The sequence below is a fragment of the Ruminococcus difficilis genome (assembly GCF_016680995.1).
This window is the reverse complement of record NZ_JAEQMG010000040.1, coordinates 185,467-208,977: the sequence shown is the minus strand read 5'-3', so window position 1 is coordinate 208,977 and position 23,511 is coordinate 185,467. Positions and strand designations below refer to the sequence as shown.

Below are 23,511 nucleotides of genomic sequence, written 5' to 3'. Positions count from 1 at the left end.
CACAACTCCTAACTCCTCATTTTTAAAGTCAGTTTATCACTTTATCATGATAAAGTCAAGTCTTCCCGATACTTTCATCATCTTGACGGAACAGGCATAGTATGAGGAAAACTTTTTAGGCAAAAGGAAAGTGAGGACGGTGAGATCAACTCCTCATTCCTCACTCCTCATTGTTATAAGGTTGAGATTGCCACACCCCCCGACACGCGTGTCATGGGGTTCGCAATGACGATCGATAGGGCGCACATGTCCTCCGTACCATACAGTTATATTTCGACAGTACCCTCAAAAACGGTGGACGCAGGGCCGGTCATGATGACGGTATCGTCGGTATAGCGGATGACCAGATCGCCGCCGCGCAGGTGCACGGTGATATCGTCGCCCTTTTTGCAGTAACCGTTCAGGCACGCCGCTACGGCGGTCGCGCAGGCGCCGGTGCCGCAAGCCCAAGTCTCGCCCGAACCGCGCTCCCATACGCGCATCTGCAGGGTATGGTCGTCGATGACCTTGACGAACTCCGTATTCACCCTCTCGGGGAAAATGGGGTGGTTCTCAAAATGCGGGCCGATCTTCTCGAGGTCGAGGCTGTCCACATCGTCCACGAAGGTCACACAGTGCGGGTTGCCCATCGAAACAGCGGTGACGTTCCATATCCTGCCGTCTACCTCTAAAGGCGCGTCGATCATCCTGTCGCCGTCGTATCGGACGGGGATATCGGCGGGGCGCAGGATCGCCGCCTCCATATCGACGCGGGCGGACTGCACCTTGCCGTCCTTTACGGTCAGCTCCAGTGTTTTGATGCCGCTGAGCGTATCGATGGTGATGGTGGTTTTCTCAGCGGGGACAAGTCCCTTGTCATAGACGAACTTGCCGACACAGCGGATGCCGTTGCCGCACATCTTGCCCTCACTGCCGTCGGCGTTGAAGATCCGCATCTTCGCGTCGGCGACATCGGACGGACACACGAGGATGATGCCGTCGCCGCCGATACCGGTGCGGCGGTCGCTCAGACGGATCGCGAGCTGCTCCCAATCCTCCTCGGGCTGGTCAAATGTGCTGATATATACATAGTCGTTCGAGATGCCGTGCATCTTGGTAAAACGCAGTTTTTTCATAAAAATCACCCTTTCGGGTCAATTATACAGAGATTTGTGCGCAAAGTCAACAAAGCTATTCGGTTGAGATTACCACAGGACGCATATTGATCGTCATTGCGAGGAGGAATCTCATTCCGACGCGGCAATCTCAACCTTAGCTTAATGCGTCCTTCGCAATGACATTTAAATGAAACTGCGTGGTTTTAGTTGACACGGGCGACGGAATCGAATATACTTTAGTAAATAGGCTCCCTTTCCTAAGGGGGCTGTCACCGGACATTTATGTCACGGTGACTGGGGGTTGCCAAAAACGCTTTCGATCAAACGACAACCCTCCGCCCCTTGACGCTCGCGTCAGGGGCACCTCCCTTAGGAAAGGGAGGCTGTATCAATTTCCTGTTGCCATGGGAGGTTATTTGATGATAGATGTACCCGGCATTTTTGCCTCAAATGTATTCAATGACGAAAAGATGCGCGTGCGGCTGACGCAGGAGGTCTATGACTCCTACCGCGAGAGCATCGAGAACGGTACGCCGCTCGATATCAAGGTCGCCAACGACGTTGCCGACGCGATGAAGGAATGGGCGATCGAGAAGGGCTGTACCCACTACACCCACTGGTTCCAGCCGATGACCGGCATCACCGCCGAAAAGCACGACAGCTTCATCTCCCCTCACGCGGACGGCCATGTCATCATGGAGTTCTCGGGCAAGGAGCTGATCAAGGGAGAGCCCGACGCGTCCTCCTTCCCCTCCGGCGGTATCCGCGCCACCTTTGAAGCGCGCGGCTATACCACATGGGATCCCACCTCGCCCGCGTTCGTTAAGGATAATACCCTGTGCATCCCCACTGCGTTCATGTCCTATACCGGCGACGTGCTGGACAAAAAGACGCCCCTGCTGCGTTCGATGAACCGCATCAATCACGAGAGCGTGCGCATCCTGCACCTCTTCGGCAAGACCGACGTCACCCGCGTGGACGCGACCGTCGGCCCCGAGCAGGAGTACTTTTTGATCGACAAGGACGTTTACGAACGCCGCAAGGATCTGAAATATACCGGCCGCACCCTCTTCGGCGCGCGTTCGCCCAAGGGTCAGCAGCTCGACGACCACTACTTCGGCGCGATCAAACAGCGCGTCAAGGCGTTTATGGCGGAGCTGGATGAGGAGCTGTGGAAGCTGGGCATCTACGCCAAGACCGAGCATAACGAGGTCGCTCCGGCACAGCATGAGCTGGCGCCGATCTTCACTACCGTCAATATCGCCGCCGATCACAACCAGCTCACGATGGAGCTGATGAAGCGCATCGCCAGAAAGCACGGCATGGTCTGCCTGCTGCATGAAAAGCCCTTCAAGGGCGTGAACGGCTCCGGTAAGCATAACAACTGGTCGCTATCCACCAACACGGGCGAGAATCTTCTCAAGCCCGGCAAAAAGCCCGAGGAAAACACCCAGTTCCTGCTGTTTTTGACCGCCGTCATCACCGCGGTGGATGAATATCAGGATCTGCTGCGCCTGTCTGTCGCGACCGCAGGCAACGATCACCGCATGGGCGGTGACGAGGCGCCGCCGTTCATCATCTCGATGTTCTTAGGCGACGACCTGGAAGCGATTGTCGAGGCGATCATCAACCGCGAGGAGTACGAGAGTCAGGGCAAGGTCGTCATGAATACGGGCGCCGAGACGCTGCCCGAGATCCGCAAGGATACCACCGACCGCAACCGCACCTCGCCCTTCGCGTTTACGGGCAACAAGTTCGAGTTCCGCTCCTTAGGTTCGGCGCTGAACATCTCCTGCCCCAACATCATGCTCAACACGATGGTCGCGGATGTGCTGTCGAGCTTCTCCGACGAGCTGGAGAACGCGGCTGACTTTGACGCCGCGGTACGCCGCCTGATCCGCAAGAACCTCAAAAAACACCGCCGCATCATCTTCAACGGCGACGGCTACACCGACGAGTGGGTCACCGAGGCGGAACAGCGCGGTCTGCTCAACCTGACATCGACCCCCGAGGCGCTGAAAAAATATACCCTCAAGAAGAACCTCGACCTCTTCAAGCGCAACAGCATCTTCAATGAGACCGAGGTCAAGGCGCGTCAGGAGATCCTGCTCGAAAACTACATCAAGATCATCGACCTCGAGGCGCTGACGATGCTCGATATGGCGAAGAAGGACATCTTCCCCGCCGTATCCGCCTTTACCGGCGAGCTCGCCGAGACCATCCGCGGAAAGCGCGCGGTGTCCGACGATATCCGTGTGGACGCCGAGGTCAAGCTGCTGTCGAAGCTGAGCGATCTGCTGTCACAGTTCAGCGACAAGATCGACGAGCTGGATTCCAAGGTCGGCGGCTCCATCGCCTACCGCAAGAATATCCAGAGCCACGCCGAATACTGCTGTAACGAGATGCTCTCGACCATGTCCGAGCTGCGCGCGATCTCCGACGAGATGGAGATGTGTACCGACAGCAAGCACTGGCCCTATCCGAGCTACGGTCAACTTCTGTTCAGCGTACAGTAAAAGGTGTCGCGATACCGAGAATCATTCAATATGAAACACCCCTGCATCCGCAAAAGCGTTTGCAGGGGCTTTTTCATGTCATCAACAACTGTCAACAAAACCAACAAGTGTCAACAAATGTTAACAAAATAAGCAATTGGTTTTTTTGTTAAGCAAAATAACCTAAGAGAAAGAAAAGAAAAAGAATAAAGAAAAAGAAAATGATAATGAAATGAAATGAGAAAGCTAAGAAGAATACAAAACCGTTTGTTTCTCAACAAATCAACATGTTTTCCACATGGTTATCAACATAAAAACCTAAGTATTGTCATTCCGAGGGAGCGAGCGGCACGCGTGTCGGGAACCCCGGTTAATGGGCTTCGCAATGACTCCGTTATTGTATATCGATTGATTCGTCGTTTACCCGAGGGGAAGGCTATGAAAAACACCGCGACATCACAAAAGCCCCATACGCATGGTTGCGTACAGGGCTTACGATTCGTTATCAAGTGATCAGTTTCTTCTGAGCATGGAGCTGACCTTGCCGAGATAACCCAGATAGAGGATATAGGCAATGACGGTCAGGATCACGATGATGATGGCGACGATCATAGTGATCGTATTGACGATGTTCTCGCTGACGAACAGTCTGAGCACTCTGCCGCCGATGACCAGCGCGATGTTCAGGCTGAATACGGTGCCGATGATCTTGTTGATGGTGCTGCCGCGGGATTCGAGGTCATCTCTGCGGCAACGATAGGACAGCTCGCACAGTCCGTTGATCGTGGACGTCATCACGAGCAGCTGCATCAGCTCCGATATGGCGATCACGATGGTGTAGATCCATTCCATCACGACGCTCGTCTGGTTCTGTAAAAAGCCGGCGATCACATAGAGGACGACCCCGATGACCGCGTAGATGATGGCGCGGGTGAAGTATTCTTCATCACCTGCCGCCTGGATATAGCCGATGATCTTGAGCAGACCCGAGAGCAGCAGCAGTGCCGCCGCCACGATGAAGCAAATCAGAACGATCTGTGAGGACGAGTTATTGCCTTCAAAGCTGAAATTGTCGATACCGCCCGCCTGTGTGACGATCACGTACAGAATACCGCCGATCACGCCGGCGATCAGGGTAAAAAGCTCCGCGATAAAGATTTTTGTCACGCCTTTTCTGGCTTTGGGAAACATCATAATCGTACTCTCCTTTCTATGTTGATTCTATCATAATATAATTTCGAGGAAAAATCAAGAGTTGAGGAAGGTAGTGGTTAGTGGTTAGTGGTTAGTGATTAGTGGTCAGGGTGTAGAAATGAGGAGAAGCCTTCTCCTCGGGGGGTAACGAGAACTGAAGACTGAAGAATGAATAATTTCGGGAAACACTGCGTGTTTTGATTTTTATATGCCTTCCCCTTGGGGTGCCCCCGTTGGGGGAATGTCCGCAAAGCGGAAAAGGGGGGAGCCGCTTCCGGCGAGGAGAAGGTGTCACCAAAGGTGACGGATGAGGGGACAACTCTTCCTATTGATAGCGGACTCGGTGAGGCTGTGCGTTTACCGATAAACAAGGAAGCGCATTACACTCTTTGTTAAGATGATCTTCCGGAAAAGTAAGCCCCTCATCCGACTCGGCATACGCCGAGCCACCTTCCCCCCGAGGGGAAGGCTTTTTAGTAAACTGAAAGGAGGGTGCGTAATTACACCCTCCCTTGTTAATGGATTATTTGTTTCAGTATTTTTCTACTTCCGACCCGCCGTAGCAGAAACTTTCCAAACGATATGGGAATATGCCGTTCCGACCCCCCGTTGGTGGTGGTTTCCGCACTATCAGACGATGTGAAAGACGATATCGGAATATGCCGTTCCGACCCGCCGTTGATGGGCGGTATCCGCACGATCAAGAGGTTGCAAAAGGCGGAACCAAGACACGTGTGTCCCCCCTCGCAATGACTATTTTGAATAAAGCGGCGCGCCGCTTAGCGGTCTTCTCGGAAGTAGGAGAGTCCCAATGCCTCGGGCGGCTGATTCTCACGCTTGTTGCGCATGGAGTTGACGATCAGCACCAGTACGGTGACAAGGTAGGGAGCCATTTTGATCAGCTCCTGGGTGCTCATGTCCACGGGGATGAACGGGAAGAACTGGTTGAGGTAGTTGTGGATGATGTACAGTCCGCCGAACAGGATGGAGCCGATGATGGCGAAATTCGGCTTCCAGACGGTGAAGATAACCAGCGCGATCGCCAGCCATCCGCGGTCACCGAAGCCGTCGTTCGACCAAACGCCGCTGACATAATCCATGACGTAGTACAGTCCGCCCAGACCCGCGATCATACTGCCGATGCAGGTGGCGAAATACTTATAGCGAGTGACGTTGACGCCCGCCGCGTCCGCGGTAGCCGGATTCTCACCGACAGCGCGCAGGTTCAGACCGGCACGCGTCTTTTTCAGGAACAGCGAGGTCACGATCGCGAGGATCACCGCGAGATACGCGAGGAAGCCGTAGCTGAGGAATATCTCGCCGAACCAGCCTAAGCTGTCCGCAACGGGCAGGTGGGCTGAGAAGAATTTTGAGGTGGTGCTCAGGGTGATGGACGGCACGTCAGCGCCGACGATCTTGATCAGCGAGCCGCCGAAGAAGTTGCCCAGACCTACGCCGAAGGTGGTGATGGCGAGACCGGTCACGTTCTGGTTGGCGCGCAGGGTGGTGGTCAGGAAGGAGTAGATCAGACCCATGATCAGCGAGCCGATCAGACTGCACAGCAGCGGGATCATGATCGCTAAGAAGGGATTCGCCATGTCCTTGTCGGGCAGGGAATTTTCATACATAAAGGCGCCGATAACGCCGGAGATACCGCCGACGTACATCACGCCGGGGATACCGAGGTTGAGGTTACCGCTCTTCTCGGTGACGATCTCACCGGTAGCGCCGAACAACAGCGGGATGCCCTGCATCACCGCGCGATGGATAAAGGCTACGATCATTTGCTCTCAACCTCCTTCGCGTGTGTTCTCTTGATACTGTAATTGATAAAGAACTCGGAACCGATGATGAAGAAGATGATGATACCGGCGATGATCTCCGAGAAAGAGGTGTTGAGTCCGAATACGGTGGAGATCTCTTTCGCGCCCAGCTCCATGAACACGAGCAGCAGTGAGGTCAGTACCATGAACAACGGGTTGAACTTGGCGAGCCAGGATACCATGATCGCGGTAAAGCCTCTGCCCGCGGCAGTGTTGGGGGTGATGGTATGGTCGGTACCGGATACCAGCAGCATACCCGCGACGCCGCATAACGCGCCGGAGATCAGCATGGTGCGGATGATGACCTTCTTGACGTTGATACCGGCATAGCGAGCGGTGTTGATGCTCTCGCCGACGACGGAGATCTCATAGCCCTGCTTGGAGCGGTTGAGGTAGAAGTACATCAGCACGGTCAGCACGGCGACGATGATGATATTGAGCAGATAACCGTATTTGTCGATCGACGAAGGCAGGTTCAGCCAGCCGGCATGGTTATCGGTATTGATGGTATTGATAACGTTGTTGCCCTTGTTGGACGACCAGATATAGGTGAAGTAGGAGACGATCTGGATCGCGATGTAGTTCATCATCAGGGTGAAGAGGGTCTCGTTGGTGTTCCAGAACGCCTTGAACACCGCGGGGATCACGCCCCAGATCGCGCCGCAGAGGATGCTGACGACGATGACCAGCGGCAGTACCACGGGTGCGGGGAGCTTGTGGCCGAGCAGCAGCATGACAGCTGTCGCGCCCAGACCGCCCATCAGCACCTGACCCTCGGCGCCGATGTTCCAGAATCGCATCTTGAACGCGGGCGTCACGGCGAGCGATACGCACAAAAGCATCGCGACCTCCTGCAGCAGCACCCACACACGGCGTGCGGAGCCGACAGCGCCCTTGACCATGGTGCCGTAGATCGCAAGAGGATTATCGCCTGTTACCGCGACGATGATGATTGCGCAAACGATCAGTGAGGCGAGAACGGACAGGATACGGATCAGCCATGACTTCCATTTCGGCATATCCGTGCGCTTCACGATATGGAACGGCTTCTCGCGGGAGCTCGCTTCCTTAGTGACTGCTTTCGTTGTTGTCATCCTTCTCACCCTCCTTTTCTTCTGTATTCAGATTGGTCATCAGCAGACCGACCTCTTCCTTGGTGGCGGTCCTGCCGTCGACGACGCCGTTAAGCTTGCCGCCGCACAGTACCGCGATACGGTCGCACAGCGCCAGCAGTACGTCGAGATCCTCGCCGACATAGATGACGGCGACGCCCTTTTTCTTTTGCTCATTGAGCAGTCGGTAGATGGTATAGGATGTGTTGATATCCAGACCGCGCACCGCGTACGCCGCCATCAGCACCGTAGGATCGGACGCGATCTCTCTGCCGACCAGTACCTTCTGTACGTTACCGCCGGAAAGCTTGCTGACGGGAGTGGAGATGCCGGGAGTGACGACCTCGAGCTCATCCTTGACCTTGTTCGCCAGATCGCGCGGGGACTTGCGGTCGGTGAAGGGTCCGACGCCCTTTTCATAGGAGCGCAGCATCATGTTATCGGACATGCCCATCGCGCCGACCAGACCCATACCGAGTCGATCCTCGGGCACGAAGGAGAGCGCTACGCCCAGCTTCTTGATATCGGAAACGGATTTGCCGACGAGCTCCACTTCCTTGCCGGTTGCGGGATCGATATAGGTGATGGAGCCGCCGTCCTGTGCCGCCTGTAAGCCGGCGATCGCTTCAAGGAGCTGTTTTTGTCCGGAGCCGGAGATACCCGCGATACCGAGGATCTCGCCGCCGTACGCCTCGAGGCTGACATCATCCAGCGCGGTCACGCCGTACTTGTCAAGACAGGTCAGGTGCTCGACAGAGAGGCGCAGCTTCTTGTCCTCGACCTCGGGACGGTCGATATCCAGCTCGACCTTCTGACCGACCATCATATCGGTCAGCGACTGGACGGTCGCCTCGCTCGTTTTGACGGTGTCGATATATTCGCCCTTGCGCAGGATGGAAACGCGGTCGGAGATCGCAAGGACTTCGTTGAGCTTATGGGTGATGATGATGATGGACTTGCCGTCCGCCTTCATGTTGCGCAGTACGGCAAAGAGCTTGTCCGTTTCCTGCGGGGTGAGAACGGCGGTAGGTTCATCCAGAATGAGGATGTTCGCGCCGCGGTACAGCGCCTTGACGATCTCGAGCGTCTGCTTTTGAGAGACGGTCATGCTGTAGACTTTCTTCTTGGGGTCTACGTCAAAGCCGTAGCGATCGCAGATCTCGGTGATCGCCTTCGCGATCTCTTTTGTGCCGCCGGTGGTTTTTTTGTTCATGCCCAGCGCCACGTTCTCGGTGGCGGAAAAGACGTCGACCAGCTTGAAATGCTGGTGGATCATGCCGATGCCTAAGGCATAGGCGTCCTTGGGCGAGTTGATGTGCACCTCTTTACCGTTGACGAAGATCTCACCGGAATCCTGATGATAGATGCCCGAGAGCATATTCATCAGGGTCGTTTTACCGGAACCGTTTTCGCCCAGCAGCGCGAGGATCTCTCCGCCCATGATATCCATCGAAACGTCCTTGTTGGCAACGACCTTGCTGCCGAACGCCTTGGTGATATGGCGGAAGCTGACTGCCGCTTTATTTTCCAAAGAATCTTCCCCCTTCAAGTAAGTGAATAGTGATCAGTGATCAGTGTTCAGTAATCAGATAACGTCGGGAACAGCCAAAACTGTTCACTGACCACTGACCACTAACCACTATGACATAAACCACGTAAAGGGAAGCCGTGAAAACAGCTTCCCTTTACGATATTAGAGCATTAAATTAGAACTTGGTGTTCAGCAGGGTGATGCCGTCGATGTCCAGAGCAAAGTAAGGAGCAGAACGGTATTCGGACTCGTGGAAGTAACCGTCAGCGATTACCTCGGTGTCGCCCGCGAAAGCCTCGTCGGTATCGACGTCAGCCATGTAGCTGGTCAGATGGCCTTCTTCGTCGACCTTAGCGCCGACGTTGAGCTGCTTAGACTCGTCAACGGTAACGGTGAACGCCTTGGTATCGAATACGTGGATCTCGCCGCTCTCGAGCTTCGCCTTGACCTCATCGATCTTAGCCTGAGTATCCTTCGCGGCAGCCTTGTCGTTGACCTCGGTCAGGACAACGGACTTGGTGCCCAGTGTACCGGTCCAGTCAGCATCGATCTTGTCGCCGTTCATAGCAGCCTTGATGGCATACTCGAGGTAGGGAGTCCAGTCGATTCTGGAGGATACGATAAAGGTGTTGGGGCAGGAAGAGAGGGTAGAACCGTTGTAGGAAACGTCGGGGATACCGGCATCCTCACAAGCGGTCGGAGCGCCCATGGAGTCAGCGTGCTGAGAAAGCAGTACGCAGCCGTTGTTGATCAGGGTGGTAGCAGCTTCCTTCTCGAGGGTCTCGTCATACCAGGAACCGGTGAACTGTACTTCCATGGTAGCGGTCGGGCAGATGGAGCGAGCGCCGAGGAAGAAGGAGGTGTAACCGGACTTAACCTCAGCATAGGTGTAAGCGCCGACATAACCGATCTTCGCCTTATCGGCGGTGATCTTGCCGCTCTCGATCATCTCGTTGAGCTTCATACCCGCGGCAACGCCTGCGAGGTAACGGCCTTCGTAGATGGAAGCGAACGCGTTGTGATAGTTATCGAGCTTCTCGGTGTGAGCCATGGTACCGGTCGCGTGAGAGAACTGGACCTTGGGGTTAGCCTTGGCAGCCTCGATCATGTAGGACTCGTGACCGAAGGAATCCGCGAATACAAAGCCGCAGCCCTGGTCTACCAGGTCAAGAGCGGTCTCTTTGCAGGCATTGGACTCGTCGATGTTGGTCTTGAGGATGCACTCAACGCCGAGGTTCTCACAAGCAGCCTTCGCAGCGTTGATGAAGTTGAGGTCATAGGTGGAGTTTTCATCATGCAGGAAGATGAAACCCGCCTTGAAGTCAGACTTCTTCTGATCCGCAGTAGCCGCGGTGTTGTTGTCAGCAGGCTTGTTGCCGCCGCAAGCTGCGAGCGCGCCGCATACAAACAGAGCGACTAAAAGCAAAGCAATAATTTTCTTCATTTTTTCCTCCTAATACTTTTATAAGGATTTTTTACTGCGTTTCCGAAAAAGGAAACACGCCTAACAAATAAATTATACATAAAAAGGCAACACTTTACAATTCGTTATTATGTCAAATTTAGTATGAGAAATATGACAGTTTTTTGTCATTTTTAACAAAGAGCAGACAGAAGCCTACAGCAACCGCTTATTATATTCTGTTGGGGAAAAATACAGAATAATATTGAAAGGTTCGACCCGGCGCGTTATAATAGGATCGAAGAATAATTTCGGCTGAGATCGCCGCAGGGCGCATTACTGATTGTCATTGCGAGGAGGAACCTCGTTCCGACGCGGCAATCTCAACCTCAGGATGAAGGAAGATCAGTATGAACAGCTTTATCATTCACGGCGATATCTGCTATGCCGCAGACAAGAATACATTGGTCACACGGGAAAACGGCTATCTGGTATGTGTGGACGGCATTTGCAAGGGTGTGTTCGGCACAGTACCGGAGCAATACGCCCACCTCGAGCTGCGCGAGTACGGCGGTATGCTGGTCATACCGGGCATGGTCGATCTGCACATCCACGCGCCGCAGTACGCCTACCGCGGACTGGGCATGGACAAGGAGCTGCTCGACTGGCTGAACACCTACGCCTTCCCCGAAGAGAGCAAATACAGCAACCTCAACTATGCCGACAAGGCGTATACCATCTTCACCGACGCGATCAAAAGGAGCGCCACCACGCGGCTGGTGGTCTTCGGCACCCTGCACAGAGAGGCGACGGAGCTCTTGATGGATAAGCTCGATAAGAGCGGCATGGTCAGCTACGTCGGCAAGGTCAACATGGATCGCAACTCACCCGACAACCTGCGTGAGGTGAGCGCAGCGGAATCCCTCGCCGATACCGAGCGCTTTATCCTGAATACACAGCACAAATACAAAAACACCGCGCCGATCATCACCCCGCGCTTTACGCCCTCGTGCTCCGACGAGCTGATGCGGGGCTTGGGTGAGCTGAGCAAAAAATACGGCGTGCGCGTGCAGTCGCATCTAAGCGAGAATCCCGGCGAGGTGGAATGGGTCAGGGAGCTGTGTCCGTGGGCGGAGAACTACGGCGAGGCGTACGACCGCTTCGGGCTGTTCGGCAAGCCCCAAAAGACCGTGATGGCGCACTGCGTGTACTCCGACGACAACGAGATCGCGCGGATGAAGGAAAACGGCGTGTTCATCGCGCACTGTCCCGCGTCGAACACCAACGTCGCATCGGGTATCGCGCCGATGCGCAAATACCTTGAGCTGGACATGAACCTCGGACTGGGCTCGGATGTGGCGGGCGGTCACAGCGAAAGCATGTTTACCGCGATGGTGGACGCGCTGCAGGTAAGTCGGCTGTACTGGCGGCTGGTCGATCAGAGCAAAAAGCCGCTGAACGTCACGGAGGTCTTTTATCTGGCGACCAAGGGCGGCGGCGCGTTCTTCGGCAAGGTCGGTTCCTTTGAAGAGGGCTACGAATGTGACGTGGTCATCCTCAACGACAGCCTTCTCCCCCATCCGCAGGGTCTGAGCCTGCAGGAACGCTTAGAGAGAGCGATCTACCTCGGCGGCGACGTCAAGGCGATGGAGGCGAAGTATTGCAGGGGGAATGTGATAATTAGGAATTAGGAATGAGGAATTAGGAATTTTGGGAGGGCTTCGCCCTCACCCTTTTGTAGTGAAAAATTGACGGAGGGCGCTGCCCTCACCCGATTATAAATCGTCATTGCGACGAGTCAGCAAACCTGACTCCGTGGCAATCTCCACCGAAAGAAACAACGCTCATGGCTTTTCAAAAGAGTCATGAGCGTTACTGTTATATATCATTATTATCATTCAAAACGCGACAGCGTTTCCCAAAATTCCTAATTCCTCATTCCTAATTCCTCATTAAAAACGGTTGTTCCCGCCTTCCCCTTGACCGCGTCGCTCGCCTGATCCAGCGCGGCGATGATCGCTTTTCTGCCGGGGGCGGCTTTGACGAATGTCGCGCAGGCTTCGACCTTGGGCAGCATACTGCCCTCAGCGAACTCGCCGTCGTCGATATAGCGCTGTGCGTCGGCAAGGCTCATACTGTCCAGACTGCGCTCGTCAGGCTTGCCGAACCGGATCTTCACCTTGTCGATCGCGGTGAGGATCATCAGGATATCGGCGTTGAGGTTTTCCGCCAACAGCGCGGAGCAGTAGTCCTTGTCGATGACGGCGGCACAGCCCTTGAGATAATCGCCCTTTCGGCGCACGGGGATACCGCCGCCTCCGCAGCAGACGACGACGGAGCCTTCGCGCAGAGAAGCGCGGATGGCGTCGATCTCGATGATGTACTGCGGCTGAGGGGACGCGACCACACGCCGCCAGCCCCTGCCGGAATCCTCGGCGATCGCGTAGCCGTACTGCTCTTTCAACCGCTGAGCCTGCTCACGGGTCATGAACTTGCCGATCGGCTTAGTCGGGTGCTTCATCGCGGGATCGTCGTTGCTCACCTCGACCTGCGTGATGATGGTGACGACGGGCTTGTACATCCCGCGCAGCATCAGCTCCTTGCGCAGGGCGTTCTGGATATCGTAGCCGATATACGCCTGACTCATGGCGACGCACATCGAGAGCGAGGTTTTCTCCTCGGTGGGATCCTCGAGCAGCAGGGCGTTCATCGCGGCGTCGATCTTGCCGACCTGCGGGCCGTTGCCGTGAGTGATGACGACCTCATTGCCGTCCTCGATCAGGTCGGCGATCGCCTTGGCGGTATATTCCACCGCCTTTAATTGTTCGGTTAAGGTTTTGCCCAAAGCGTTCCCGCCCAGAGCGACGACAATTTTTTTCATAGCAGAAACCTCAGCCTCCCTTTCCTAAGGGAGGTGGCACGCAGTGCCGGAGGGTTGCAGCCTCTCCTGCACATGGTGGTCAATATCTTCACATACATTTTTGAATTGTCGGTGAATTTCAAGGTTCGTGTATCGCAATACCAAAAAACCGTACTTTTCTATTACTTTTGTACGATTAACGTCGTAGTCCAAAGCCGAATCGGTTTCGTAATGCTGATTACCATCCAATTCAACAACTAATTTTGCCTTAGGGCAGAAAAAATCAACAATATAGGATTCTATGACGTATTGTCTATGAAAACGTACCGGATAACTCCGCAGAAAACCATACCACAGATGATTTTCTTCTTTGGTCGGATTCTTTCTTAAGGTACGTGCGTTTTTTCTGGACTGTAATTCCCTTGGGATAGGTTTATCTTTACTCATGGCAACCCTCAGTCGCTTCGCGACAGCTCCCTTAGGAAAGGGAGCCTAAAATTCCTTTCGATTACAAGCCTTCGCCTCCAGCTCCTCCAGCGCCGTTGCGGGATCTTTGACCTTAGCGAGAAAGATCATGGCGGCGATGACATAGGGCTTATAGGACGCTTCTTTATACAGCGGCGCGCGATAGCGGTCGAAAACGGACGCGGCTACCTCGCCCTCTTTGCAGCTCACATCGGTGATGTCGGCGGGCAGACAGTGCAGATACAGCGCCTTGCCTTCCTTGGTGAGCTGCATCATCTCCTCGGTGCACTCCCAGTCCTTATGGGTCGCGTTCTCGGCGAGAAGCTCTTGCTCGAGCTTGTCGATGCCGTCAAAATCGCCCTTGCCGTAGAGCTCGGTGCGCCTCTCCATCGCGGCAAAGGACGCCCAGCTCTTGGGGTAGACGATGTCGGCGTCTTGGAACGCCTCTTTCATATCGTTGGTTTTGGTAAAGCTGCCGCCGTTCTTGGTGACATTCGCCTTGGCGACCTCTTCGACCTCGGGCATCACATCATAGCCCTCGGGGTGAGCGAGGACGACGTCCATGCCGAAGCGGGTGAACAGACCGATCACGCCCTGCGGTACCGAAAGCGGCTTACCGTAGGACGGCGAATACGCCCATGTCATGGCGATCTTCTTGCCCTTGAGGTTCTCGACGCCGCCGAAATAGTGGATCACGTGGTCAAGGTCGGCGAGGGTCTGGGTCGGGTGGTCGATGTCGCACTGCAGGTTGACGAGGGTGGGCTTTTGCTCCAGCACACCGTCCTCATAGCCCTCCTTGAGCGCGTCGGCGACCTCCTTCTGGTAGGTGTGGCCCTTGCCGATATACATATCGTCGCGGATGCCGACGACGTCCGCCATGAACGAGATCATGTTGGCGGTCTCGCGGACGGTCTCGCCGTGGGCGATCTGGCTCTTGCCCTCGTCCAGATCCTGCACCTCCAAGCCGAGCAGGTTGCACGCGGAGGCAAAGGAGAATCGGGTGCGGGTGGAGTTGTCGCGGAAGTTGCTGATCCCAAGACCCGAATCGAAGATCTTGGTGGAAATATTGCGTTCTCTGAGGTCGCGCAGCGCGTCCGCTACCGCGAACACGGCGGCGATCTCGTCATCCGACTTGTCCCATGTCAGGAAAAAGTCGTTTTCATACATGTCATTGATATCAAGGCCGCGGAGCTTTGCGGCGAGTTCAGCTGTTTTAGTCATAGTAGATTCCTTTCTGAGCCTCCCTTTCCTAAGGTACCCCCGTTGGGGGAATGTCCGCAAAGCGGACAAGGGGGGAGCCGTTTCCGGCGAGGAAGGTGGCACGCAGTGCCGGAGGGTTGCAGCCTCTCCTGCACATGGTGGTCAATATCTTCACATACATTTTTGAATTGTCGGTGAATTTCAAGGTTCGTGTATCGCAATACCAAAAAACCGTACCTTTCTATTGTTTTTGTACGGTTAACGTCGTAGTCCAAAGCCGAATCGGTTTCGTAATGCTGATTACCATCCAATTCAACAACTAATTTTGCCTTAGGGCAGAAAAAATCAACAATATAGGATTCTATGACGTATTGTCTATGAAAACGTACCGGATAACTCCGCAGAAAATCATACCAAAGATGGTTTTCTTCTTTGGTCGGATTCTTTCTTAAGGTACGTGCGTTTTTTCTGGACTGTAATTCCCTTGGGATAGGTTTATCTTTACTCAAACGACAACCCTCCGCCCCTTGACACGTGTGTCCGGGGCACCTCCCTTAGGAAAGGGAGGCATTGTAGTTCATCGGCACGGCGGCGTACACAGCGGCACAGCGCACCAGATCCGCCTTCCATGTGATCTCATTGGGAGCGTGCGCCTGCGCCTCGGCGCCGGGTCCGAAGCCGATGCACGGGATGCCGTAGCGACCCATGATGGAAACGCCGTTGGTCGAGAACGTCCACTTGTCGACTCTGGGCTCGCCGTACATGCCCTTGTGGGCGGCGACCATCGCCTTGCAGGCGGGATGATCCTCGGGGATGACCCATGTCGGGAAGAAGCACTCGGTCGGATAGACCAGCCCCGTCCACGACGGACGCTCGTATTTATACATGCTGACCTGAGCGCCGAACTCCTTGACGGACGGCAGGTTGCGCACCTCTTCCAGAGCGCTCTCCCATGTCTCGCCGTCGGTCAGACGACGGTCGAGCGAGATCGCCGCGAAATCGGCTACCGCGCAGCGCGACGGAGAATTGTAGAACTGCTGGGTGACGGTGATGGTGCCCTTGCCGAGGAAGGGATCAAAATGCAGATGCTCGTTGAGATCTCTGACCTCCAGCACGATCTGCGCCATTTTATAGATCGCGTTGTCGCCGCGCTCGGGCGCGGAGCCGTGGCAGGATACGCCCTTGACCTCGACGCGGATCTCCATGCGTCCGCGATGGCCGCGATAGATGCCCTGATCGGTCGGCTCGGTGATGACGACAAATTCGGGGGTGATGTCCATTTCGTTATGGATGAACTGCCAGCACAGACCGTCGCAGTCCTCTTCCTGCACGGTACCGGTGACCAGCACCTTGTAGCCCTCGGGGATCAGCCCGAGATCCTTCATGATCTTGGCGCCGTAGACAGCGGATACCACGCCGCCTGTCTGGTCACTTCCGCCGCGTCCGCCGATCTCGGTCTCATTCTCATAGCCCTTGTAGGGATCGAACTTCCAGTTGGAGAGCTCCCCCAGTCCGACGGTGTCGATGTGGCCGTCAAAGGCGATGATCTTCTCGCCCTTGCCCATCACGCCGTGGACGTTGCCCATCTTGTCGATGAACGCCTCGTCAAAGCCGAGTTGTTCCATCTCGGCGACGATACGCTTGGCGACGCCCTCTTCCTCGGCAGATTCGCTGGGAATGGCGATCAGCTCGCGCAGAAAAGCGGTCATGTCCTTTTCATAATTTTCGGCTGCTTTTTTGATTGCGGAATAATCGATCATGGTAATCCTCCTTTTTCTCGGCATAGCCAATTCATGCCGCAGGCATTTCACACGCCGCGGCGCAATATATTTTACACTTTTATTATACTACATCACGGGCTTGTGTCAAATAAAATTTTCGGTTTTCTGAAAGATTTTTAGGTGTTTTTCAGACTCTTCAATCTTTCGTAGAAATCATAGGGGATTTGCAAATTGCCAAAGCCTTTTCCGAGTGAGATCTTCGGCTTGTTCGCGCCGTGAAAATCACTGCCGCCGCTCTCACAGATGCCGAACCGACGGCATACCTCTTTTGCCTTTTCGGTCGTAGCGTCATCATAGGTGCTGTAGATCGTTTCCATCCCCTGCAATCCCGCGGCTACGGCGCGCGGCAAAAACTCCTCCGCCTGATCAAAGGTCATGTGGAAGTACGGGTGCGCCCATACCGCTACGGCGCCGATCTCACGGATGAAGCGGATGGTCTCGATCGACGACAGGCGCTCGGGCGGCTCATACAGTCCGTAGTCCTTGTGCAGGATGTTCTTAAACGCCCAGTCGATGCTTTCGATATAGCCCTTCTTGACCAGCTCGGCGGCAATGTTGGCGCGATTGACGTGTCCCTTGGAGTTTTCGAGGATCTCGACATAGGTGATGTCGTAGCCGTGCTCCTGCAACCTCTTGACAAGGCGATAGTTGCTCTCTTCCTTGAGGGTCGCCGCCTTGTCGATATAGCTGTTGATCGTGTAATGGGTCTCGGGATTGATGAACAGCCCGAGGATATGCAGCTCGATCCCGTTGTCGGCAGTAGTGAACTCCACGCCGGGCACCAACTCGATCGGCTTCCCCTCACCCGCGGCAATGAATTCGTTCAGCCCCGATACGGTATTGTGGTCGGTCATGGCGATGGCGGACAGTCCCGCGGCGATCGCGCCGTCGATCAGCTCGGCGGGCGTAAAGGTGCCGTCGGAATAGACAGAATGGGTATGAAGATCACATATTTTCAAAGGAGCACCGCCTCTCGCTCTAATACATATAATTGATTATATCATCAACTGGTTAATTTTGAAAGATGGATATCACGGGAATCTGCAAAAAATCTCAAAAAAATTCGCGCGGAACCATTGATAAACCCACGCGAATGTATTACAATATAAATAGTTTTTAGATTGGCTAAAAATTTGTCTGAAATGCGCTTCTGACTCCCATCGGACAAAGCCGAGATCGACAGCGGAAACGGGGGCATGATATGCTGAACGAACAACTCAAAACCACCCTGTGCTCCTTGGCGCACGCCATAGCCCTGCACTACGGCAAAAGCTGTGAGGTCGCCATCCACGACCTGACGGGCAAAAACGCCGCCGACAGCTCCATCATCTACATCGAAAACGGCGAGGTGACGGGTCGAAGTGTCGGGGACGGCGCTTCTGCTGTGGTGCTCGAGGAGCTCAGTCAGGCGGAGCAGACGCGCGAGGATCGCGTCGGCTACTTCACCAAAACCACCGACGGCAAGGTGCTCAAATCCACCACCGTCTACATCCGCGACGAAAAGGGCAAGGCGATCGCGATCTTCTCCATCAACCACGACATCACCGCCCTGAGCGTCGCCGCCGCGTCGCTGACGGAGCTGACCGCTCCCGCGACCGCGTCCGAGCCCGAGAAAATCACGCCGCATGTCGGCGAGCTGCTCGACGAGCTGCTGTGGAAATCCACCGAGCTGATCGGCAAGCCCGTCGCCCTGATGAACAAGGACGACAAACAGCGCGCGATCCGCTATCTGGACAGCAAGGGCGCGTTGCTGATCACCAAATCCGGCGACAAGATCGCGACCTACTTCGGTATCTCGAAGTTCACGCTTTATTCGTACTTGACGGATGAGGATAACGAATCAAATTAACAAGGGCAACGCCCTCCCTCAATTTTCCATTTTCCATTTTCCACTTTCCATTCAAATAAAAGGAGGACCCTATGATCGACTTTACCGTTAACAAAGAAGGATTACAACACAATATCGAAAAGGCGCGGGAGAACGGCATCATCATCCCGACCATCAAGCAGATGCAGCACCCCGAGCTGATCCCCGAGCAGATCAAAGAAAAGCTCAGCCACACAGGATTATGGGACGTCGATCCCGTCAACCTGTTCCGTATCACATGGAAGAATGAGCCCAAGGAAAGCGGCGGTCTGTTCCGTGAGATCCCGAACATCATCGAGCTGCCCTCCGCTCTCACCGGCGTGAAGGCGCGGATCTTCGCGATCGTCGGCAAATGGTTCCCCACCGGCTGTCATAAGGTCGGCGCGTCGTTCGGATGCCTGGCGCCCAGACTGGTGACCGGTCAGTTCGACGCGACAAAGCACAAGGCGGTATGGCCTTCCACCGGCAACTACTGCCGCGGCGGCGCGTTCAACTCAAAGCTGCTGTCCTGCGACAGTATCGCGATCCTGCCCGCCGAAATGAGCCGCGAGCGCTTTGATTGGCTTTCAAAGATCGCGGGCGAGGTCATCGCGACCCCCGGATGTGAATCTAACGTCAAAGAGATCTTCGACAAGACATGGGAGCTCAGACGGCGCCCCGAGGTGATGATCTTCAACCAGTTCGAGGAGATGGGCAACCCGCTGTGGCATTACAACGTCACCGGTCACGCGTTAGCGGACGCGTTTGAAGCGATCAAGGGCGAGAAGGATCGCTTTGCAGGCGCGTGCTTCACCTCCGGCTCCGCGGGCACGATGAGCGCGGGCGACTACCTCAAGGAGCAGTACCCGAACCTCAAGCTCGGCGTTGGCGAGGCATTACAGTGCCCCACCATTCTGGACAACGGCTTCGGCGGTCACCGCATCGAGGGCATCGGCGACAAGCATATCCCGTGGATCCACAACGTCAAAAACACCGACATGGTGGTTGACATCGACGACGAGGACAGCCAGCGACTGCTCCGACTGTTCAACACACCCGAGGGTATCGATTATCTGGTATCCGTCGGCGTTGAGCGTGAGCTTGCCGAACAGCTCAGCCTCTTAGGCATCTCGGGTATCGCGAATCTGCTGTGCTGTATCAAGATGGCGAAGTACTATGAGTTCACCGAGAACGATGTGCTCGGTACCGTGCTGACCGACTCCGCCGATATGTATCAGAGCCGCATCAAGGAGCTCGCAGAGATGTACGGCGAATACGACGCACACAAGGCGGAGCTCGACCACAACCTGCACATCCTCAACCTCAAGGACGACAACATGCTGGAGCTGACCTACAAGGAGCGCAAGCGTGTGCATAACCTCAAATACTACACATGGGTCGAACAGCAGGGCAGAACCGTCGAGGAACTCAACGCCCTGTGGTATGACACCGAAAACACCTGGGACGCGGTGCATAAGCAGGCGGAACAGCTCGATGAATACATCGAGGCGTTCAATAAGGAAGTCGGATTAATCGGCTCCCTTTCCTAAGGGAGCTGTCAGCGCCAGCTGACTGAGGGTTGCCATGAGTAAAGATAAACCTATCCCCAGAGAATTACGATCCAGAAAAAACGCACGAATATTAAGAAAGAATCCGACAAAGGAAGAAAATCATCTTTGGTATGATTTTCTACGAAACTATCCAATTCGTTTTCACAGACAATATGTTATAGAATCTTATATCGTCGATTTCTTTTGTCCCAAAGCAAAACTGATAATTGAACTGGACGGTAATCAGCACTACGAAAAGAATGCCGCAATAGAATATGATTCCAAACGTACCCAAGGCATAGAAAAATATGGATTTTGTGTTTTGCGATACACAAACCTGGAAATACAACGTCAATTCAAAAATGTCTGTGAAGACATCAACAACCATGTTCAGGAAAGGATTCAACCCTCCGGCACTTCGTGCCACCTCCCTTAGGAAAGGGAGGCTTTATAGGTGAGATGTTACTATGAACCATATTATTCACTGCAAATGCGTCAAATGCGGGAGGACATACGCTCCCGCGGCGGATATCACCATCTGCGAGTGCGGCGGTATCCTCGACGTGATCTATGACTACGAATCTATCAAAACCAGATTCAATAAAGAGGTGCTCGCGCGTCGTGACGATCCCACCATGTGGCGCTATCGCGAGCTGCTGCCGATCGAAGAAGATACCGTTCCCACGGGACTGCAGGTCGGGATGTCGCCGCTGTATGAGGCACAGAAGATCGCCGAGGATCTCGGCGTCAAGCGGCTGTACATCAAGGATGACGGCGTCAACCCCACCGCTTCTCTCAAAGATCGCGCCTCCGCGATGGCGGTGACCAAAGCGATCGAAGCGGGATATGACACCATCGCGTGCAGTTCCACCGGCAACGCCGCCTCATCCCTCGCGGGCAACGCGGCGAAGGCGGGGCTCAAGACCTACATCTTTGTCCCCTCCCGCGCGCCGAAGGGCAAGATCGCCCAGCTGATGATGTTCGGCGCGAATCTGACCGCCGTGGACGGCAGTTATGAAGAGACGTTTGAATTATCCAAAGCCGCCATTGACAAATACGGCTGGTACAACCGCAACGCCGCGATCAACCCCTATCTCAGCGAGGGCAAAAAGACCGTCGCGCACGAGATATGCGAACAGCTCGATTTCAACGCGCCCGACTTTGTCGCGGTATCGGTCGGCGACGGCTGTACGATCGCGGGCGTGTACAAGGGTCTGTACGATATGTATAGGGTCGGGCTGATCGACAGGATCCCGCGGATCATCAGCGTGCAGGCGCAGGGCTGTTGTCCGATCAACACCGCCGTGATGAACGGTGAAGATTGGCGACCGCAGGAGGAAAACACCTATGCGGATTCCATTGCCGTGGGCGTGCCGCGTAATCCGGATAAGGCGATCAACGCCATCAAAGACAGCGACGGCATCTGCGTCAACGTCACCGATGACGAGATAAGAGAAGCACAAAAATATCTGGCGAAGAACGCCGGTGTGTTCGGTGAACCCGCGGGTGTGACCGCCACAGCGGGTCTGATGAAGCTCAGCCGCGAGGGCAAGCTGCCGCATGACACGACTATCGTGTCTATCGTCACGGGCAACGGGCTCAAGGACATCGACTCCGCGATCCGATCCGTGGGTGAACCCATCCATTGCGGCAACGATCTTGCAGAGTTTGAGGAGAAGTTCGGACTGTAAAACAAACGCTGAAACAGTTTTGTAGGGGTCGACATTTATGACGACCCGCACGGCAGAAGCATTTCTCCACAATCACACGTTTTCGACAACGGAAACGCCCATCTTTTTGCAGATGACCGATGGTCATCCCTACAAAAAGGTTGAGATTGCCACCGCTCCCTGACACGCGTGTCCACGCGTGTCAGGGAGCCTCGCAATGACTTTTTATAATGATATTCCTGACTTTTGGGTATATAAAAAGGCATCCCGAGATAAGCTCTCTCGGGATGCCGCTTTTTGAATGAATATCGGTTGAGATTACCACGTCGCTGAACACGCATGTTCGCTCCTCGCAATGACAATTCATTGATTATGCCAGCTTCAAATCGCCGTCCTTGACCCAGCCGACCTTGCGCAGGAGCAGGTTGATCAGCGGGGTGATCACGGCGGGGAGCACGATGCAGATCAGGATCAGTCCGATCCAGTCCATCGCGCCGGGCGCTATCGCCTCAGCGCCTTTGGCGACCGCTTCTTCAGACGGGTTGAACCAGCCGGTGATCACGCCGATCTGACCGCAAAGTCCGCAGGTGCCCATGCCCGAATTGATCGGCGCGCCGTTCATCTGCAGCTTGAACACACAGGTCGCGATCGGCCCCGTGATCGCCGAGGTCACGATGGGCGCGATCCAGATACGCGGGTTTTTGACGATGTTCGGCATCTGGAGCATCGAGGTGCCAAGCCCCTGGCTGACCAGTCCGCCCCAACGGTTTTCCTTGAAGGACATCACCGCAAAGCCGACCATCTGCGCACAGCAGCCCGCCACGGCAGCGCCGCCGGCAAGTCCCGTAAGCGCGAGCACCGAACAGATCGCCGCCGAACTGATCGGCAGGGTCAGCGCAATACCGACCAGCACAGATACCACGATGCCCATCAGGAAAGGCTGGAGCTTTGTCGCCGAGTCGATCAGCAAGCCGAACCAGCTTGCCGCCGTACCGATCGGGGGCGCGATCAATTTCGCCAGCGCCACGCCGACGAGGATCGTCACCGCGGGGGTCACGAGGATATCGACCTTGGTTTCCTTACTGACCGCCTTGCCGCATTCGGCGGCGATGATTGCGATGATCAAAACGGCGAGCGGACCGCCCGCGCCGCCCTCGGCGTTTGCCGCCCAGCCGACTGCCGCCAGCGAAAACAGCACCATGGGATCGGCCTTGAGCGCGTAGCCGATGGCGACCGCCATCGCGGGACCCGACACCGCCATCGCGTAGGTGCCGATATCGGTGAAGAACTGCCAGCCCGACAGCACGCCGATGGTCTTGATGATCGTGCCGATCAGCAGTGAGCAGAACAAGCCCTGTGCCATCGCGCCGAGCGCGTCGATACCGTAGCGCTTCCACGAGATCTCAATATTTTTGCGTTTTAAAAACGCTTTGACTTTGGACATTGGTTATCCCCCATTTTTGCAGGGGCGGGTCTTGACCCGCC

The 23,511-nt window shown here is 55.1% G+C and carries 20 protein-coding genes; 7 read left to right on the top strand and 13 right to left on the bottom strand.

Annotated features, from left to right (window positions below; genetic code table 11):
* Window positions 1-266 precede the first annotated feature (266 nt).
* Window positions 267-1,115 (bottom strand): diaminopimelate epimerase, encoded by an 849-nt coding sequence (gene dapF / locus JKK62_RS03350; RefSeq protein ID WP_201426989.1) that lies wholly within the window; start codon window positions 1,113-1,115, stop codon window positions 267-269.
* A 401-nt stretch (window positions 1,116-1,516) separates the two neighbouring features.
* Between dapF and JKK62_RS03345 the strand changes: the two genes are divergently transcribed.
* Entirely contained in the window at window positions 1,517-3,613 is a 2,097-nt protein-coding gene (locus tag JKK62_RS03345) for a glutamine synthetase III family protein (protein ID WP_201426988.1), read from the top strand.
* 492 nt (window positions 3,614-4,105) lie between these two features.
* On the opposite strand, the gene JKK62_RS03340 is transcribed toward JKK62_RS03345, so the two are convergent.
* From JKK62_RS03340 to JKK62_RS03320, 5 genes are all read right to left on the bottom strand, one after another.
* Window positions 4,106-4,786, bottom strand: a complete 681-nt coding sequence (locus tag JKK62_RS03340; protein WP_201426987.1) for a hypothetical protein — start codon at window positions 4,784-4,786, stop codon at window positions 4,106-4,108.
* A gap of 779 nt (window positions 4,787-5,565) precedes the next feature.
* Window positions 5,566-6,570 carry an ABC transporter permease gene (locus tag JKK62_RS03335; protein WP_201426986.1) on the bottom strand — a complete coding sequence of 335 codons (1,005 nt, stop codon included), beginning with the start codon at window positions 6,568-6,570 and terminating at the stop codon, window positions 5,566-5,568.
* The gene (locus tag JKK62_RS03330) at window positions 6,567-7,703 is read right to left on the bottom strand and encodes an ABC transporter permease (RefSeq protein WP_201426985.1); all 1,137 of its coding nucleotides are present in this window, start codon (window positions 7,701-7,703) and stop codon (window positions 6,567-6,569) included. Before JKK62_RS03330 ends, JKK62_RS03335 begins: the two co-directional genes overlap by 4 nt.
* A complete protein-coding gene (locus JKK62_RS03325) occupies window positions 7,678-9,252 on the bottom strand; it encodes an ABC transporter ATP-binding protein (RefSeq protein WP_201426984.1) in 1,575 nt (524 codons plus the stop codon). The genes JKK62_RS03330 and JKK62_RS03325 overlap by 26 nt, the downstream gene beginning before the upstream one ends.
* A 175-nt stretch (window positions 9,253-9,427) precedes the next feature.
* Window positions 9,428-10,696, bottom strand: a complete 1,269-nt coding sequence (locus JKK62_RS03320; protein ID WP_201426983.1) for a BMP family ABC transporter substrate-binding protein — start codon at window positions 10,694-10,696, stop codon at window positions 9,428-9,430.
* A 368-nt stretch (window positions 10,697-11,064) separates the two neighbouring features.
* Here JKK62_RS03320 and JKK62_RS03315 point away from each other — a divergent pair, with 368 nt between their 5' ends.
* Entirely contained in the window at window positions 11,065-12,345 is a 1,281-nt protein-coding gene (locus JKK62_RS03315; RefSeq protein ID WP_201426982.1) for an amidohydrolase family protein, read from the top strand.
* Between the two features lie 236 nt (window positions 12,346-12,581).
* Here the strand turns inward: JKK62_RS03315 and arcC are convergent, their stop codons facing one another.
* The 6 genes from arcC to JKK62_RS03285 all read right to left on the bottom strand — a co-directional run bounded on the left by arcC (window position 12,582) and on the right by JKK62_RS03285 (window position 17,919).
* Window positions 12,582-13,535, bottom strand: a complete 954-nt coding sequence (gene arcC / locus JKK62_RS03310; RefSeq protein ID WP_201426981.1) for a carbamate kinase — start codon at window positions 13,533-13,535, stop codon at window positions 12,582-12,584.
* Window positions 13,536-13,559: 24 nt separating this feature from the next.
* Complete coding sequence (locus JKK62_RS03305; protein ID WP_201426980.1) at window positions 13,560-13,961, bottom strand: endonuclease domain-containing protein; 402 nt, start codon at window positions 13,959-13,961, stop codon at window positions 13,560-13,562.
* Window positions 13,962-14,006: 45 nt separating this feature from the next.
* Window positions 14,007-15,200: a knotted carbamoyltransferase YgeW gene (gene ygeW / locus JKK62_RS03300; protein ID WP_201426979.1), complete on the bottom strand. Its 1,194-nt coding sequence runs from the start codon at window positions 15,198-15,200 to the stop codon at window positions 14,007-14,009.
* Window positions 15,197-15,688, bottom strand: a complete 492-nt coding sequence (locus JKK62_RS03295) for an endonuclease domain-containing protein (protein WP_207752126.1) — start codon at window positions 15,686-15,688, stop codon at window positions 15,197-15,199. The genes ygeW and JKK62_RS03295 overlap by 4 nt, the downstream gene beginning before the upstream one ends.
* Before the next feature lie 45 nt (window positions 15,689-15,733).
* Window positions 15,734-16,939: a YgeY family selenium metabolism-linked hydrolase gene (locus JKK62_RS03290; RefSeq protein ID WP_207752125.1), complete on the bottom strand. Its 1,206-nt coding sequence runs from the start codon at window positions 16,937-16,939 to the stop codon at window positions 15,734-15,736.
* Between the two features lie 137 nt (window positions 16,940-17,076).
* Complete coding sequence (locus tag JKK62_RS03285; RefSeq protein WP_201426978.1) at window positions 17,077-17,919, bottom strand: PHP domain-containing protein; 843 nt, start codon at window positions 17,917-17,919, stop codon at window positions 17,077-17,079.
* Between the two features lie 242 nt (window positions 17,920-18,161).
* Between JKK62_RS03285 and JKK62_RS03280 the strand changes: the two genes are divergently transcribed.
* From JKK62_RS03280 to JKK62_RS17730, 5 genes are all read left to right on the top strand, one after another.
* Complete coding sequence (locus tag JKK62_RS03280; protein ID WP_201426977.1) at window positions 18,162-18,809, top strand: helix-turn-helix transcriptional regulator; 648 nt, start codon at window positions 18,162-18,164, stop codon at window positions 18,807-18,809.
* Window positions 18,810-18,880: 71 nt separating this feature from the next.
* Window positions 18,881-20,356 (top strand): pyridoxal-5-phosphate-dependent protein subunit beta, encoded by a 1,476-nt coding sequence (locus JKK62_RS03275; protein ID WP_201426976.1) that lies wholly within the window; start codon window positions 18,881-18,883, stop codon window positions 20,354-20,356.
* Window positions 20,357-20,390: 34 nt separating this feature from the next.
* A complete protein-coding gene (locus JKK62_RS03270; protein WP_201426975.1) occupies window positions 20,391-20,792 on the top strand; it encodes an endonuclease domain-containing protein in 402 nt (133 codons plus the stop codon).
* A 31-nt stretch (window positions 20,793-20,823) separates the two neighbouring features.
* Window positions 20,824-22,047 (top strand): threonine synthase, encoded by a 1,224-nt coding sequence (locus JKK62_RS03265; protein ID WP_201426974.1) that lies wholly within the window; start codon window positions 20,824-20,826, stop codon window positions 22,045-22,047.
* 37 nt (window positions 22,048-22,084) lie between these two features.
* The gene (locus JKK62_RS17730; RefSeq protein WP_279380594.1) at window positions 22,085-22,210 is read left to right on the top strand and encodes a hypothetical protein; all 126 of its coding nucleotides are present in this window, start codon (window positions 22,085-22,087) and stop codon (window positions 22,208-22,210) included.
* Between the two features lie 186 nt (window positions 22,211-22,396).
* Here JKK62_RS17730 and JKK62_RS03260 read toward each other — a convergent pair whose 3' ends face one another.
* Window positions 22,397-23,470 carry a PTS sugar transporter subunit IIC gene (locus JKK62_RS03260; protein ID WP_201426973.1) on the bottom strand — a complete coding sequence of 358 codons (1,074 nt, stop codon included), beginning with the start codon at window positions 23,468-23,470 and terminating at the stop codon, window positions 22,397-22,399.
* Window positions 23,471-23,511: the final 41 nt, after the last annotated feature.

Coding starts and splice junctions, on each gene's coding strand:
- JKK62_RS03340 (WP_201426987.1), bottom strand. CDS start 4,786: ATGATGTTTCCCAAAGCCAGAAAAGGCGTGACAAAAATCTTTATCGCG.
- JKK62_RS03305 (WP_201426980.1), bottom strand. CDS start 13,961: ATGAGTAAAGATAAACCTATCCCAAGGGAATTACAGTCCAGAAAAAAC.
- arcC (WP_201426981.1), bottom strand. CDS start 13,535: ATGAAAAAAATTGTCGTCGCTCTGGGCGGGAACGCTTTGGGCAAAACC.
- JKK62_RS03265 (WP_201426974.1), top strand. CDS start 20,824: ATGAACCATATTATTCACTGCAAATGCGTCAAATGCGGGAGGACATAC.
- JKK62_RS03270 (WP_201426975.1), top strand. CDS start 20,391: ATGAGTAAAGATAAACCTATCCCCAGAGAATTACGATCCAGAAAAAAC.
- JKK62_RS03315 (WP_201426982.1), top strand. CDS start 11,065: ATGAACAGCTTTATCATTCACGGCGATATCTGCTATGCCGCAGACAAG.
- dapF (WP_201426989.1), bottom strand. CDS start 1,115: ATGAAAAAACTGCGTTTTACCAAGATGCACGGCATCTCGAACGACTAT.
- ygeW (WP_201426979.1), bottom strand. CDS start 15,200: ATGACTAAAACAGCTGAACTCGCCGCAAAGCTCCGCGGCCTTGATATC.
- JKK62_RS03275 (WP_201426976.1), top strand. CDS start 18,881: ATGATCGACTTTACCGTTAACAAAGAAGGATTACAACACAATATCGAA.
- JKK62_RS03260 (WP_201426973.1), bottom strand. CDS start 23,470: ATGTCCAAAGTCAAAGCGTTTTTAAAACGCAAAAATATTGAGATCTCG.
- JKK62_RS03320 (WP_201426983.1), bottom strand. CDS start 10,696: ATGAAGAAAATTATTGCTTTGCTTTTAGTCGCTCTGTTTGTATGCGGC.
- JKK62_RS03280 (WP_201426977.1), top strand. CDS start 18,162: ATGCTGAACGAACAACTCAAAACCACCCTGTGCTCCTTGGCGCACGCC.
- JKK62_RS03330 (WP_201426985.1), bottom strand. CDS start 7,703: ATGACAACAACGAAAGCAGTCACTAAGGAAGCGAGCTCCCGCGAGAAG.
- JKK62_RS17730 (WP_279380594.1), top strand. CDS start 22,085: ATGACGACCCGCACGGCAGAAGCATTTCTCCACAATCACACGTTTTCG.
- JKK62_RS03335 (WP_201426986.1), bottom strand. CDS start 6,570: ATGATCGTAGCCTTTATCCATCGCGCGGTGATGCAGGGCATCCCGCTG.
- JKK62_RS03290 (WP_207752125.1), bottom strand. CDS start 16,939: ATGATCGATTATTCCGCAATCAAAAAAGCAGCCGAAAATTATGAAAAG.
- JKK62_RS03345 (WP_201426988.1), top strand. CDS start 1,517: ATGATAGATGTACCCGGCATTTTTGCCTCAAATGTATTCAATGACGAA.